This is a genomic window from Pseudomonas sp. GCEP-101 (genome assembly GCF_025133575.1).
Taxonomy (GTDB): domain Bacteria; phylum Pseudomonadota; class Gammaproteobacteria; order Pseudomonadales; family Pseudomonadaceae; genus Pseudomonas; species Pseudomonas nitroreducens_B.
The window spans coordinates 1,363,803-1,378,091 of record NZ_CP104011.1; the positions used below are offsets into that span (position 1 = coordinate 1,363,803).

A 14,289-nucleotide genomic window follows, 5' to 3' on the forward strand; every position below is an offset into this window, starting at 1 on the left:
GTTGCCCAGGTAGCTCAGTTGGTAGAGCAGGGGATTGAAAATCCCCGTGTCGGCGGTTCGATTCCGTCCCTGGGCACCAAGCCTTCCGAAAGCCCCTGAAATCGCGAGATTTCAGGGGCTTTTTCATTGCGCTCCGCACAAGTCACTCCCCCGTCTCACCGCCCCGACGATTCGTATCGAATGTTTGCTTAACTGCAGTGTCTACTGGCACGTAGCACATCGATCTTTCAGAATCATGACCATCCGGACGATTCTCGCCATTCAGTGGGATACCCTCCGGGATTCGATGTTTCGTAGCGGAGTCACTGTGCGCAAACTCATAAGCTGGTGGAATTCCCGGGGCAACCTGGTTTCCCTGTCTGCCCTCTTCCTGCTGGTGCCGGTGATCGGCCGCTACAGCCTTGGCTGGGGCTCCCCGCTGGGCTACCTGTCGGACCTCGCGCTCGGCACGCTGCTGGTCGTCGCGCTGCACAACCGCCGACTGTTCATCGCGATTCCGGTCATGCTCATCTGGGCGCTGTCGGTCATCGGCACCGCCGAGCTGGTCAGCGCCGTGGGCCGCATGCCTGCGCCGGAAGACCTGCATTTCCTCGCCGACCCGACCTTCGTCGCCAACTCCACCGAGGGCGGCGGCTTGAACCACCTGCACCTGGCGATCCTGATCGGTGCGGGCATCCTGATCTGCGCCCTGCTCTGGCGCCGCCGCGAAAAGGCCCTGCCGCGCTATGCCTACGCCCTGCCGGCCGCGCTCCTGGCCGCCCATGCCGGCGTGCAGTACGTCCAGCCCAGCGATGCGGAGATGTGGAAGCAGTTCAACCTGCCCCACCAGCTCGTTTCGCGCGCCATCACCGGTGGCGAGATGGCCTACCAGGACTGGCGCGACCGCGACCTGCCGGAAGTCCGCCCGGATGTCACCGGCCTGACCCAGCACGATCTCAACGGCACCCCGTTGCTGGCCGGCCGCGGCCAGGCGAAGAACGTGCTGATCATCGCCATGGAGGGGATTCCCGGCGCCTACGTCGCCACCAACCGTGCGGCGCTGAGCAGCAGCTACGAAGAATCCATGATGCCGCGCCTGAGCACCTGGGCCGAGCGCGCCATGACCACCCCGGACTACGTGGTGCATAGCCACCAGACCATCCGCGGCCTCTACGCCATGCTTTGCGGCGACTACAGCAAGCTGGACAACGGCACGCCCAAGGGCGTCGAGCTGCTGGGCAACCCGACCCGCGCCGCCGAATGCCTGCCGGCGCAGATGCACCAGGCCGGCTTCAGCACCCACTTCCTGCAGGGCGCCGGGCTGCGCTTCATGGCCAAGGACAAGGTCATGCCGGCCATGGGCTTCGACAAGACCCTGGGCCGCGACTGGTTCAAGAAGAAGCCCTACCTGGAATTCGCCTGGGGCATGGATGACAAGGCCTTCTTCGAGGGCGCCCTGGACTACGTCGGCCAACTGCGCCAGAAGAAAGAGCCGTGGATGCTGACGCTGCTCACCGTCGGCACCCACCAGCCCTATTCGGCCACGCCCGAGTACCTGGCCAAGTACCCGACGCCGCGCCAGGCGGCGGTGGCCTACCTGGACGACGCCGTCGATGCGTTCCTCAAGGGGCTGGAAGAGAAAGGCGTCCTCAAGGACACCCTGGTGATCGTCACCTCCGACGAATCCCACGGCATCGACAACGTGCGCCTTGCCTCGGCCTGGGGCCTGAACCTGATCCTTGCACCGGAACAGGCCGCGCTGCCGCCGGTGAAGGCCGGCGTCTACGGCCACGTCGACCTGGAGTCCTCGGTGCTGGATTACTTCGCCATCAAGGCGCCCCAGGATATCGCCGGGCGCTCGCTGTTCCGTGAATACAGCACGGGCCGCGAGATGGTGTCGTTCACCAACGGCATGCAGCGTTACCACGACGGCAAGGGCACTTTCACCGAGTGCGACTTCCAGCAGGTGTGTCGGCGCTACCAGAGCGATGGCTTCATCGCCGACACCGCCAAGTTCGAAGGCCGTTTCAGCGGCCGCGACGCGCGCCTGATGACCGCCCGCGCGGACCTCCTCGACCAGTCGGTGACCAAGGCGCAGTCGGCGCGCGAATACCAGTTCGCCACCAAGGAGCGCATCCGCCTGAAGCCGCAGATCGACAATGAGTACACCGACAACCTGATCGGCGCGCAGTACCTGGAATTCCCGGCCAACACCCACACCACGGTGCGCCTGAAGATCCGCGCGATCCAGATGGACGCCAATGGCGCGAAGGTGACGCTCAAGACGCGCTCCTTCGAAAAACCGGTGCCCATCCAGATGCCGGACTTCCCGCTGGTGAAGCGCAACCAGCCGCTGGAAGTGACCTTCGGCTTCGACAACGAGGAGGCACGCAAGGCGTTCTCCTTCCACCTGCTGGCCGAAGGCAAGGGCGTGATCGAGATCACCGACTTCCATGTACTGACCCAGCCGCGCAAGTCGACGATCAATGCCACCGGGTCCGGCGGCACCGGGCTCGCCGACGCCAAGCCGCTGCCGATCCCGCGCCTGTCCGGCCACCCGAACCTGATGGCCAGCCAGCCGCCGGAGGGCCAGGACGACATCACCCCGGCCGAGACACTGGACGATCCCAACCCGCAATTGCGGCAGATGATGCAGTAACGCGATCCGGCGGCCCCAGGGCCGCCGGACTTTTACTGGCCGGTCCAAACTGGCACTATCCCGCCCCCGCGCCCACCTGATGCCCTCATCCGGCGCGGCTAGTTCAGCCCAGGCGACAACGCCGAGCGGCAATGCGACAACTTGCCACTACAGCCGACGACCGCGGCAGATGGGCGCTTGGCGCACTCTGGAGTGCGTGTTAGGTTGCCCCTCGCCAGGATGGCCCCGATTCTGCAGTAACCCCGCTGCGAAAGCGTCCGAATAACAAAAGAGGAGCCCCCTATGGCCACGGCCATACCCGCACTGGAAATCCGTAACCTGCACAAGCGTTACGGTGACCTGGAAGTGCTCAAAGGCATTTCCCTGACCGCCCGCGACGGCGATGTGATTTCCATCCTCGGCTCCTCCGGTTCCGGTAAATCCACGTTCCTGCGCTGCATCAACCTGCTGGAGAACCCGCACCAGGGCCAGATCCTGGTCGCCGGTGAAGAGCTCAAGCTGAAGAAGTCCAAGGACGGCTCGCTGATCGCCTCCGACAGCAAGCAGATCAACCGGCTGCGCAGCGAACTGGGCTTCGTCTTCCAGAACTTCAACCTCTGGCCGCACATGAGCATCCTCGACAACATCATCGAGGCCCCGCGCCGCGTGCTGGGCAAGACCCGCGCCGAAGCCACCGAGATTGCCGAGGCCCTGCTGGCCAAGGTGGGCATCTCCGACAAGCGCCACTGCTTCCCCGCGCAGCTTTCCGGCGGCCAGCAGCAGCGCGCCGCCATCGCCCGCACCCTGGCGATGCAGCCCAAGGTCATCCTCTTCGACGAGCCGACGTCGGCACTGGACCCGGAAATGGTCCAGGAAGTGCTTAACGTTATCCGCGCGCTCGCCGACGAGGGTCGCACCATGCTGCTGGTCACCCATGAAATGAACTTTGCACGCCAGGTATCCAGCGAGGTGGTGTTCCTCCACCAGGGCCTGGTAGAAGAGCAGGGACCGCCGCAGCAGGTATTTGACAACCCGCAATCGGCACGCTGTAAACAATTCATGTCCAGCCACCGCTAACGGAGCATCACTGCATGAACAACTATAAGAAGATCGTTCTGGCTATCGCGGCCACCTTCGCACTGGGGAGCCAGGCCATCGCCGCGGACAAACTGCGCATCGGCACCGAAGGCGCCTACCCGCCCTTCAACGGTATCGACGCCAGCGGCCAGGTCGTCGGTTTCGACATCGAGATCGGCAAGGCGCTGTGCGCCAAGATGAAGACCGAGTGCGACGTCGTCACCTCCGACTGGGACGGCATCATCCCCGCCCTGAACGCCAAGAAGTTCGATTTCATCGTCGCCTCCATGTCGATCACCGACGAGCGCAAGCAGGCGGTGGACTTCACCAACCCCTACTACACCAACAAGCTGCAGTTCGTGGCGCCCAAGTCGACCGACTTCAAGACCGACAAGGGTTACCTGAAAGGCAAGGTGATCGGTGCCCAGCGCGCGACCATCGCGGGTACCTGGCTGGAGGACAATATGTCCGACACCGTCACCATCAAGCTGTACGACACCCAGGAAAACGCCTACCTCGACCTGTCCTCGGGCCGCCTCGACGGCGTGCTGGCCGACAAGTTCGTGCAGTACGACTGGCTGAAAAGCGACGCCGGCAAGGACTTCGAGTTCAAGGGCGAGCCGGTGTTCGACAACGACAAGATCGGCATCGCCGTGCGCAAGGGCGACCCGCTGCGTGACAAGCTGAACGCCGCTCTGAAGGAAATCGTCGACGACGGTACCTACAAGAAGATCAACGACAAGTACTTCCCCTTCAGCATCTACTGATGCACGTGCCGCGCCGCCCGTCCCGGGCGGCGCGCGCCTTCAGGCGTGACTCCCCATGATTTTCGACCTGCACGGCTTTGGCGATCAGTTGATCGCCGGCACCTGGATGACGCTCAAGCTTTCGCTCGCCGCAGTCTGCGTCGGACTGATCCTCGGCCTGCTCGGCGCCGTCGCCAAGACCTCGAAGAACACCTTCCTGCGCATGCTCGGCGGTTTCTACACCACCGTGGTGCGTGGCGTACCCGAGACACTCTGGGTACTGATGATCTATTTCGGTACCGTCACCGGCCTGAACGCCATCGGCAATCTGTTCGGCTACCCCGAATTCGCCCTCTCGCCCTTCGCCGCGGGCACCTGCGCCCTGGGCCTGTGCTTTGGCGCCTACGCCACTGAAGTCTTCCGTGGCGCGCTGCTGGCGATCCCCAAGGGCCACCGCGAAGCCGGCCAGGCGCTGGGCCTCTCCGCGCCGCGGATCTTCTGGCGCATCGTGCTGCCGCAGGTATGGCGCGTGGCGCTGCCCGGGCTGGGCAACCTCTACCTGATTCTGCTGAAGGACACCGCACTGGTCTCGCTGATCACCCTCGACGAGATCATGCGCAAGGCCCAGGTCGCCTCCAACGCGACCAAGGAACCCTTCACCTTCTACATGACCGCGGCCTTCATCTACCTGGGCCTGACCGTCTTCATCATGGCCGCCCTGCACTTCCTCGAGCGTCGCGCCGGCCGTGGCTTCGTGAGGAACGAGCTATGACCGATTTCGAGCTGATCCTCAAATGGCTGCCGAAGATGCTCCAGGGCGCCATGCTGACCCTGGAGCTGCTGGCCATCGCCGTGGTCGCCGGCCTGTGCCTGGCGGTGCCGCTGGGCATCGCCCGCGCGTCGCGGCACTGGTACGTGCGCGCGGTGCCCTACACCTACATCTTCTTCTTCCGCGGCACACCGCTGCTGCTGCAGCTGTTCATCGTCTACTACGGCTTCGCCCAGTTCGAGAGCGTGCGCAAGGGGCCCTTCTGGCCGTACCTGCGCGACCCGTACTGGTGCGCCCTGCTGACCATGACGCTGCACACCGCGGCCTACATCGCCGAAATCCTGCGCGGCGCCATCCACGCCATCCCGGTGGGTGAAGTGGAAGCCGCCCGCGCGCTGGGCATGTCCCGGCGCCAGGCGCTGTTCCATATCATCCTGCCGCGCGCAGCGCGCATCGCCATGCCGGCCTACAGCAACGAGGTGATCCTCATGCTCAAGGCCAGCGCCGTGGTGTACACCGTGACGCTGTTCGACATCATGGGCATGACCCGCACCATCATCGCGCGCACCTACGAGGCCATGCTGTTCTTCTGCCTGGCCGGGGTGTTCTACCTAGTCATCACGCTGCTGCTGACCCGCATCTTCCGCCTGCTGGAACACTGGCTGAAGGTGGACTCCATGCAAGGCCGCTGACCGGCGCGCCGACCGCCCACGGGGCCGTTATAATGCGCGCCCCGTGGCTTGCCCTCCTCGCACCGTGCTCCCGAACGACGCGCCCCTGACCGGCTCCAACCTGCTCCAGCGCTTCCAGGCACTGGATGGCTTCCTCCTGGCCAATCAGGCGCTGTGGCGGCCCAAGCCCTTCACCGTGCTGGAGCTGCCGTGGGAGCACAATCACCCGGAGTTGGCCACCTGGCTGCGCCGCCGCAGCCTCGAGGACGCCGACGCAGCGCACAACAGCCCCGCGCAACTCGACGCTCCCGCGCCCTTCCCCGCGCTGGCTGCCAGGGCGGCCGAGCTGGCCGCCGTCGGTGAGCTGCCCGGCACGCCGTTGGGCGCGTTGCCCAATCTGCTCACCGTCGATGTGCCCGGGCGGAAATGGCAGCAGATCGAAGCCTTTGCCAGCCGCCTGGCATTCGCCGAGGCGCCGCGCCAGTGGCTCGACTGGTGCGCCGGCAAGGGCCACCTGGGTCGCCTGCTGGCGCGCCACGGCACGCCGCTGCTGAGCCTGGAGTTCGACAACGCCCTGGTGGAAGACGGCCAGCGCCTGAGTGACCGGCTACGGTTGCACGCCCATCATCGTCAGCAGGATGTGCTGGCTCCCGACGCCGGCCAGCATCTGCAGCCCGAACACACCGCCGTCGCCCTGCACGCCTGCGGCGATCTGCACGTGCGCCTGTTGCAACTGGCCAGTACCCGCGGCTGCCGCCAGCTCGCGGTGGCGCCCTGCTGCTACAACCGCATCGACAGCGAGCACTACCAACCACTCTCCCAGGCCGCGCAACAATCGGCCCTGCAACTCTCCCGCGACGACCTGCGCCTGCCACTGGCAGAAACCGTGACCGCCGGCGCCCGCGTGCGTCGCCAGCGGGATGGGTCGATGGCGCGCCGACTGGCCTTCGACCTGCTGCAACGAGAAGTCCGCGGCGTTGACGCCTACCTTCCCATTCCCTCCGTGCCGCCGACCTGGCTGGACAAATCCTTCGCCGACTACTGCCGCGAGCTGGCCGCACTCAAGGACCTGGCCCTGCCCGACGACCTCGATTGGCCGCAACTGGAAAGCCAAGGCTGGCAACGCCTGGCCCAGGTACGCAATCTCGAACTGGTGCGCGGGCTGTTCCGCCGGCCGATGGAATTGTGGCTGCTGCTTGACCGCGCGTTATTCCTCGAAGAGCAGGGCTATCGCGCCACCCTGGGCGCCTTCTGTGCCACCCACATGACCCCACGCAATCTGCTGCTGCTTGCCGAACGCATCTGAGACGGGCGTTCCAAGGCTTCACTCACAGCCCCTGTGGATAACTCTGTTCGTAACTGCGGAAAAAAGTCCCGTTTCTGTCCTTCCAGACCGCCTCGCTGCGATCTGATCATTTTCTGAACACACCAATATATTCTTTAAAAAACAATAAGTTACGAACAATCGTGATTGCGATCACATCCCATATGCGTTTTTTGCCCTACAACGTTCGCCGTTGTGCATAAAGGGCCGACAAGGTCGTAGGAAATCAGCCATTCCTGTTGTAATTCCCGCTCCAATGGCGCTTCTTCGAACGGATTGTTGCGTAATCGCGACAATCGAATCTTGTTAATCGCTGCCTAGGCAGTATCATTTCGAAACATTTCACTGCCTAAGCAGCCATCTGTTTTGACATGAATCATTACGACGTCGCGGATTTCCCGTTCAAAGGCTCCATCGGCCAATTGCTGGGCGCCACCGCCATCCTCAAGGATCGCCTGCTGGACAAGCACCTGGCTCACCTGGACATCACGGCCGCGCAGTTCAAGGTGCTGTTCTTCATCGGCAACGACCGCGCCAATACGCCCGCTGAGCTGTGCCGCGAGCTGTCCATCGACAGCGGCTCCATGACCCGCATGCTCGATCGGCTCGCGCGCAAGGACCTGCTGCTTCGCGCGCCCTGCCAGAACGACCGCCGCAGCGTGCGCCTGAGCTTGAGCCGCGCAGGCCAGGCAGTGAACGACGAGGCCCCGCGCATCGCCGCTGCGGCGATGAACGAGCTGGTCGGCGGTCTCTCCCGCGATGAACTGCAAACCCTCACCGGCCTGCTCGACAAGATCCTGCGAGCCCACGGCGCCGGGGCCCATTGCGCGGCGCAGGAGCAAAGACCATGAGCCACCTCCGCATCGCCCTGCTGCCAGCCGCCGTATTCGCGGCCCTGCTGGGGCTTTCGGGTTGCGTCAGCTACTCGGGCCTCGGCACCAGCGGCAAGGCCGTTGACCCGGCCAGCCTGAAGGCAGGCGTCAGCCTCGACGGTACCGCGCTGTCGCCTGCCGCCTGGCCCAGCGACCACTGGTGGACCAGCCTGGGCGACCCGCAACTGGACAGCCTGATCAACGAAGCCCTGCAGGGCACGCCGGACCTGGACATCGCCAGCGCCCGCGCCCGCCAGGCCATCGCCGCGGCCCAGGCGCAGGATGCCGAACGCCTGCCCAGCGTCAAGGGTACCGCCAGCTACGCCGGCATTCGCGCGCCCGAAAGCGTTCTGCCGGCGCCGACCGGCGGCCGTTACTCGGCCGTGAAATACCTGTCGCTGAGCTTCAGCTACGACCTCGACCTCTGGGGCGGCCAACGCGATGCCTGGGAAGCCGCCCTCGGCCAGGCCAACGCCGCCGAAGTCGATCGCCAGGCCGCCGCGATCACGCTCTCCACCAACGTGGCCCGCGCCTACAGCAACCTGGCCCACGCATTCGTCGCCCGCGATCTGGCGCGCGATGAGCTGGAGCGCTCCCAGCACCTCTTCCAGCTCAGCCAGAAGCGCATGGACGCGGGGCTGGACAGCAAGGTCCAACTGCAACAGACGCAGTCCCAGGTCGCCAGCGCGAAGCAGCAACTGGCTGCCGCGGAACAGGAGATCGCCAGCGACCGCATCGCCCTCGCCGTCCTGCTCGGCCAGGGCCCGGACCGTGGCCAGGAGCTGCAGCGCCCGCAGGTGCTCAAGCCCGGCGCGCTGAGCCTGCCATCGAACCTGCCGGCCGAACTGCTGGGCCGCCGCCCGGACATCGTCGCCGCGCGCTGGCGCGTCGAAGCTGCGTCGAAAAGCATCGATTCGGCAAAGACCGAGTTCTATCCCAACGTGAACCTGGGCGCGATGGTCGGCCTGGCCGCCCTGCACACCAGCGACGTGCTGAAGGCGCCGAGCCGGTTCTTCCAGGTCGCCCCGGCGATCTCCCTGCCGATCTTCGACGGCGGGCGCCTGCGCGCCAACCTGGCCGGCAAGGACGCCGACTACGACCTGGCCGTCGCGCAGTACAACAAGACCCTGGTCAACGCCCTCGGCGAAGTCACCGATGACCTCGGCAAGCTGCGCTCGCTGGAGCAGCAGATCGACGACCAGCGCGATGCCCGCGACATCGCCAAATCCAACTTCGACCTGGCCATGCGCCGCTACGGCGAAGGCGTCGGCAACTACCTCGACGCCCTCAGCGTGCAGCAGCAGTTGCTCCTCGCCGAGCGCCAGCTGGCCAACCTGGACGCCCAGCGCATCGACCTCTCGGTGCAACTGATCCAGGCCCTGGGCGGTGGCTACCGGCCCGACACCCCTTCCACCTCCGCCCCGCTCGCCCAGGCGAGCGCGGCCGCCGCGCATTGAACGAGGCATCGACATGAGCACCGCCACCCAAGAGACGCCCAACAGCAATCCCAAGCGCAAACGCTGGCTGCTGATCCTGCTCGCCGTCGTGATCCTGGCCGGCCTCGCCAGCGTCGCCTGGGAAGTCCTCTACGGCCGTTGGCACGAGGATACCGATGACGCCTACGTGAACGGCAACGTGGTACAGATCACCCCGCAGATCACCGGCACCGTGGTCAGCATCGGTGCCGACGACGGTGACCTGGTGCAGAAGGGCCAGGTGCTGGTGAAGTTCGACCCCAGCGACGCCGACATCGCCCTGCAACAGGCCGAGGCCAACCTCGCGCGCACCGTGCGCCAGGTGCGCGGGCTGTTCAGCAATGTCGATGGCTACAAGGCCGACGTCGCCACCAAGAAGGTCGCCCTGGCCAAGGCCGAGGCCGACTTCAAGCGCCGCCAGAACCTCGCCAACGACGGCGCCATCTCCCAGGAGGAACTGGCCCACGCCCGCGACGCCCTGGATACGGCGCGCAGTTCGCTGACCAATGCCGAGCAGCAACTGGACACCAACCGCGCGCTGGTGGACGACACCGTGATCGCCTCGCACCCGGACGTCAAAGCCGCTGCCGCCAAGCTGCGCCAGGCCTACCTGGACGACGCCCGCGCGGTCATCATCGCGCCGGTGACCGGCTACGTCGCCAAGCGCACCGTACAGGTCGGCCAGCGCGTGCAGCCGGGCGCCGCGCTGATGGCGGTGATCCCGCTGGACCAGGTGTGGATCGACGCGAACTTCAAGGAAACCCAACTCAAGCACATGCGCATCGGCCAGCCGGTGGAGATCCGCTCCGACCTCTACGGCAGCGACGTGAAGTATTCCGGCACCGTGGACAGCCTCGGGGTCGGCACCGGCAGCGCCTTCTCCCTGCTGCCGGCGCAGAACGCCACCGGCAACTGGATCAAGATCGTCCAGCGCGTGCCGGTGCGCATCCGCGTCAATGCCGAGGAGCTGGCGAAGCATCCGCTGCGCATCGGCCTGTCGATGGACGTCAACGTCAGCCTGCACGACCAGAGCGGCCCGGCCCTGGCCCAGCAGCCGCCGCACCAGGCGGTGTTCTCCACCGACGTGTACCAGGAGCAACTGGCATCGGCCGACCAACTGATCGAGAAGCTGATCCAGGCCAACCTGGCCGACGCCAACCATCGCACCGCCCAGCGCTGATCAGCCGTCGCCATGAGCCAGCCCAACAGCAGCAGCTTCAGCCCGCCCAGCCTGGTCATGGCCACCATCGGGCTGTCGCTGGCGACCTTCATGCAGGTCCTCGACACCACCATCGCCAACGTCGCCCTGCCAACCATCTCCGGCAACCTCGGGGTCAGCTCCGAGCAGGGCACCTGGGTCATCACCTCCTTCGCGGTGAGCAACGCCATCGCCCTGCCGCTGACCGGCTGGCTGAGCCGCAAGGTCGGCGAGGTTCGGCTGTTCATCGCCGCCACCCTGCTCTTCGTGATCGCCTCGTTCCTCTGCGGCGTCGCGCAGCAGATGGGAATGCTGGTGGGCTTCCGCGCCATCCAGGGCTTCGTCGCCGGGCCGCTCTACCCGATCACCCAGACACTGCTGATCTCCATCTATCCCCCGGCAAAACGGGGGATGGCGCTGGCACTGCTGGCGATGGTCACGGTGGTCGCGCCCATCGCCGGGCCGATCCTCGGCGGCTGGATCACCGACAGCTACAGCTGGCCGTGGATCTTCTTCATCAACGTGCCCATCGGCCTGTTCGCCGCCATGGTCGTCTACCAGCAGTTGCGCGCCCGTCCGGTGGTGATCAAGCACGCGCCCATGGACTACATGGGCCTGGCGATGCTGGTGATCGGCGTCGGCGCCCTGCAGATCGTGCTCGACAAGGGCAACGACCTGGACTGGTTCAAATCCGGCTTCATCATCGGCGGCACGGTGATCGCGGTGATCGCCCTGGCGGTCTTCGTGATCTGGGAGCTGACCGACAAGCACCCGATCGTCAACCTGCGACTGTTCGTGCACCGCAACTTCACCGTGGGGACCCTGGCACTGGTCGGCGGCTACGCAGGCTTCTTCGGCATGAACCTGCTGCTGCCCCAGTGGCTGCAGACGCAGATGGGCTACACGGCGACATGGGCGGGCCTCGCGGCCGCGCCGATCGGCATCCTGCCGGTGTTCCTCTCGCCGCTGGTCGGGCGCTACGCGAACAACTTCGACCTGCGCCTGCTCGCCGGCCTGGCCTTCCTCGCCATGGCGGCAACCTGCTTCATGCGCGCCGACTTCACCACCGAAGTCGACTACCTGCACATCGCCCTGGTGCAGATGTTCATGGGCCTGGGCGTGGCGTTCTTCTTCATGCCGATCCTGAGCATCCTGCTATCCGACCTGCCGCCGGACCAGATCGCCGACGGCTCCGGTCTTGCGACCTTCCTGCGGACGCTGGCCGGCAGCTTCGCCGCGTCGCTCACCACCTGGATCTGGAACCGCCGCGCCACCATGCACCACGCCTACCTGACCGAGAACCTCAGCCAGTACGACCCGGCCACCCGCGCCACCGTCGAACAACTCGGCGGCCCCGGCCAGCACAGCGCTGCCTTGCTGGAGCGCATGGTGGAAAGCCAGGCCTACATGATCAGCACCATCGACTACTTCACCCTGCTCGGCTGGTTGTTCCTCGCCATGCTGGTCGTAATCTGCCTGGCCAAGCCCCCCTTCGGCGCCAAGCCCGGCGCAGCGACCGCCGGAGGGCACTGACCAAAACTGCGGATCATTCTGACAAATCAGTGGTTTACACCCCCGGCGACGTGACTATAATGGCGCCCCTCCTTGCCGGTATAGCTCAGCTGGTAGAGCAACTGACTTGTAATCAGTAGGTCCCGGGTTCGATTCCTGGTGCCGGCACCATTCTCAAAAGCCCACCCGTCGGTGGGTTTTTGCATTTTTGAACTGAATCATTTCCACGCACTCCAATCACTGGAGTAGTTGCGTATGACCGATTCAATGGTCGGATGCTCTAGGAGCATCTGGCCTCATTGCGGTAGTCTTACGCGCTCGCCTTGAGCACGGGTGCCGTTATCCACTGGATCGCCCCGTTATCAAGCGACGCGGCGCAGGACGACTTTTGCAAAGGAATTTTCATAGATGCTGATCCCAGTGATCATTTGCGGCGGCGCAGGCAGCCGGTTGTGGCCAGTTTCGCGCGAAGCGCACCCCAAACCCTTCATGCCCCTTCCCGATGGGCAGAATCTTTTGCAGAAGACACTGCTCCGCGCTCTTGCCTTGGATGGCGTATCGGAAGTAATGACCGTCACCAACCGCGAACTGTTTTTCAAGACCGAAGACGAATACCGCGCCCTCAAGCATCAGGCCACCTGCCTGAGCTACGTGTTGGAGCCGTTTGGCCGCAATACCGCTGCTGCTGTTCTTTCCGCTGCGCTGCAATTGAGTCAGGCACACGGCCCGGACGCGCTGATGCTGGTTTTGCCTGCGGACCATTTGATCAAACACACCGATGCGTTCGCTGAAGCAGTCGCCAATGCGACGCGCCTGGCAGGTGCCGGCTGGCTCGTCACCTTTGGCATTGAGCCGCAGTACCCGGAGACCGGCTTTGGTTATATCGAAAGTGACAGCGATGTCCTTGATGGCGGCCTGAAGGTCAAACGCTTCGTGGAGAAGCCGAGCCTGGAGAAAGCCGAAGAGTACCTGTCTGCAGGTAACTACTTCTGGAACTCGGGCATGTTCTGCTTCCGAGTGGGCACTCTGATCGACGAGATGAAGATCCATGCCCCTGAGGTGCACGAAGCCGTAGAGGCCACCCTTGAGCAATCCCGCCTGACAGAGGCCCCCGCTCATCGCTGCCTGTCGCTTGAAGGCGACCTGTTCAAGAACGTTCCAGACATCTCGATCGACTACGCACTGATGGAACGCTCTTCGAAAGTGGCCACCGTCCCCTGCAATCTGGGATGGAGCGATATCGGTTCCTGGAACGCCCTGAGCGAACTGACGCCGGAAGACACAAACGGCAATCGCTGCGAAGGCGAAGTGCTGGTCCATGGCGCCAATAACAACTATGTGCACAGCCCTGAACGTCTTGCCGCTCTGGTCGGAGTACAGAACCTCATTGTCGTGGATACTCCGGACGCACTGCTGATCGCGCATAAGGAGCATACCCAAGACGTCAAGCAGATCGTGGCGCAGCTGAAAAAGAACGGCCACAGCGCCCACCTTCTGCACCGCACGGTACACCGCCCTTGGGGCACCTACACCACGCTTGAGGAAGGCCACCGCTTCAAGATCAAGCGCATCGTGGTCAAGCCGGGAGCATCGCTGTCGCTGCAAATGCATCATCACCGCAGCGAGCACTGGATCGTGGTCACCGGCATGGCTCAAGTGGTCAACGGCGACAGCACCATGATGCTCAACAGCAATGAATCGACGTTCATCCCCGCGGGACACAAACATCGGCTGGAGAATCCCGGAGTAATCGATCTCGTGCTGATCGAGGTACAGAGTGGGGATTACCTGGGCGAAGACGATATCGTGCGCTTCCAGGACAATTACGGCCGCGCACCCTGTTGAACCTGTGCAACGACGAAAGGCGCTCTGGCTAGCCCATGAGCGCCCATGTCGGAATCACGCACTTCCGAGCAGGCCGACGACCTGTTCGGATCTTATCCGTGATCGTCATTGTCTTCATAATTGCTCGGACGCTCGGCGCCACCGGGCATTGAACATGGTGATGCGGCTCCTTGCTGGACCCGA

General features: G+C 64.5%; 11 protein-coding genes and 2 tRNA genes. All 13 read left to right on the forward strand.

The window, feature by feature from the left end:
• The first annotated feature begins 3 nt into the window (after positions 1-3).
• The 13 genes from N0B71_RS06200 (at position 4) to N0B71_RS06260 (ending at position 14,106) form a co-directional block, all read left to right on the forward strand.
• Positions 4-79: transfer RNA gene (locus tag N0B71_RS06200), tRNA-Phe, on the forward strand.
• A 228-nt stretch (positions 80-307) separates the two neighbouring features.
• Positions 308-2,638: an LTA synthase family protein gene (locus N0B71_RS06205; RefSeq protein ID WP_259757878.1), complete on the forward strand. Its 2,331-nt coding sequence runs from the start codon at positions 308-310 to the stop codon at positions 2,636-2,638.
• A gap of 282 nt (positions 2,639-2,920) precedes the next feature.
• Positions 2,921-3,694 carry an ABC transporter ATP-binding protein gene (locus N0B71_RS06210; protein ID WP_259757879.1) on the forward strand — a complete coding sequence of 258 codons (774 nt, stop codon included), beginning with the start codon at positions 2,921-2,923 and terminating at the stop codon, positions 3,692-3,694.
• A gap of 14 nt (positions 3,695-3,708) precedes the next feature.
• Positions 3,709-4,461: an ABC transporter substrate-binding protein gene (locus N0B71_RS06215; protein WP_138523706.1), complete on the forward strand. Its 753-nt coding sequence runs from the start codon at positions 3,709-3,711 to the stop codon at positions 4,459-4,461.
• A gap of 55 nt (positions 4,462-4,516) precedes the next feature.
• Positions 4,517-5,212, forward strand: coding sequence for an ABC transporter permease (locus N0B71_RS06220; protein WP_259757880.1), 696 nt, complete (start codon positions 4,517-4,519; stop codon positions 5,210-5,212).
• Positions 5,209-5,901, forward strand: a complete 693-nt coding sequence (locus tag N0B71_RS06225; protein WP_259757881.1) for an ABC transporter permease — start codon at positions 5,209-5,211, stop codon at positions 5,899-5,901. Before N0B71_RS06220 ends, N0B71_RS06225 begins: the two co-directional genes overlap by 4 nt.
• A gap of 64 nt (positions 5,902-5,965) precedes the next feature.
• Positions 5,966-7,186 carry an SAM-dependent methyltransferase gene (locus N0B71_RS06230; protein ID WP_259759487.1) on the forward strand — a complete coding sequence of 407 codons (1,221 nt, stop codon included), beginning with the start codon at positions 5,966-5,968 and terminating at the stop codon, positions 7,184-7,186.
• Between the two features lie 389 nt (positions 7,187-7,575).
• The gene (locus tag N0B71_RS06235; RefSeq protein ID WP_259757882.1) at positions 7,576-8,055 is read left to right on the forward strand and encodes a MarR family winged helix-turn-helix transcriptional regulator; all 480 of its coding nucleotides are present in this window, start codon (positions 7,576-7,578) and stop codon (positions 8,053-8,055) included.
• A complete protein-coding gene (locus N0B71_RS06240; RefSeq protein ID WP_259757883.1) occupies positions 8,052-9,533 on the forward strand; it encodes an efflux transporter outer membrane subunit in 1,482 nt (493 codons plus the stop codon). The genes N0B71_RS06235 and N0B71_RS06240 overlap by 4 nt, the downstream gene beginning before the upstream one ends.
• A gap of 13 nt (positions 9,534-9,546) precedes the next feature.
• Positions 9,547-10,731, forward strand: a complete 1,185-nt coding sequence (locus N0B71_RS06245) for an HlyD family secretion protein (RefSeq protein WP_259757884.1) — start codon at positions 9,547-9,549, stop codon at positions 10,729-10,731.
• Positions 10,732-10,743: 12 nt separating this feature from the next.
• Entirely contained in the window at positions 10,744-12,282 is a 1,539-nt protein-coding gene (locus N0B71_RS06250) for a DHA2 family efflux MFS transporter permease subunit (protein WP_259757886.1), read from the forward strand.
• A gap of 74 nt (positions 12,283-12,356) precedes the next feature.
• Positions 12,357-12,432, forward strand: a tRNA-Thr gene (locus tag N0B71_RS06255).
• Positions 12,433-12,669: 237 nt separating this feature from the next.
• Positions 12,670-14,106: a mannose-1-phosphate guanylyltransferase/mannose-6-phosphate isomerase gene (locus N0B71_RS06260; RefSeq protein WP_259757887.1), complete on the forward strand. Its 1,437-nt coding sequence runs from the start codon at positions 12,670-12,672 to the stop codon at positions 14,104-14,106.
• Positions 14,107-14,289 lie beyond the last annotated feature (183 nt).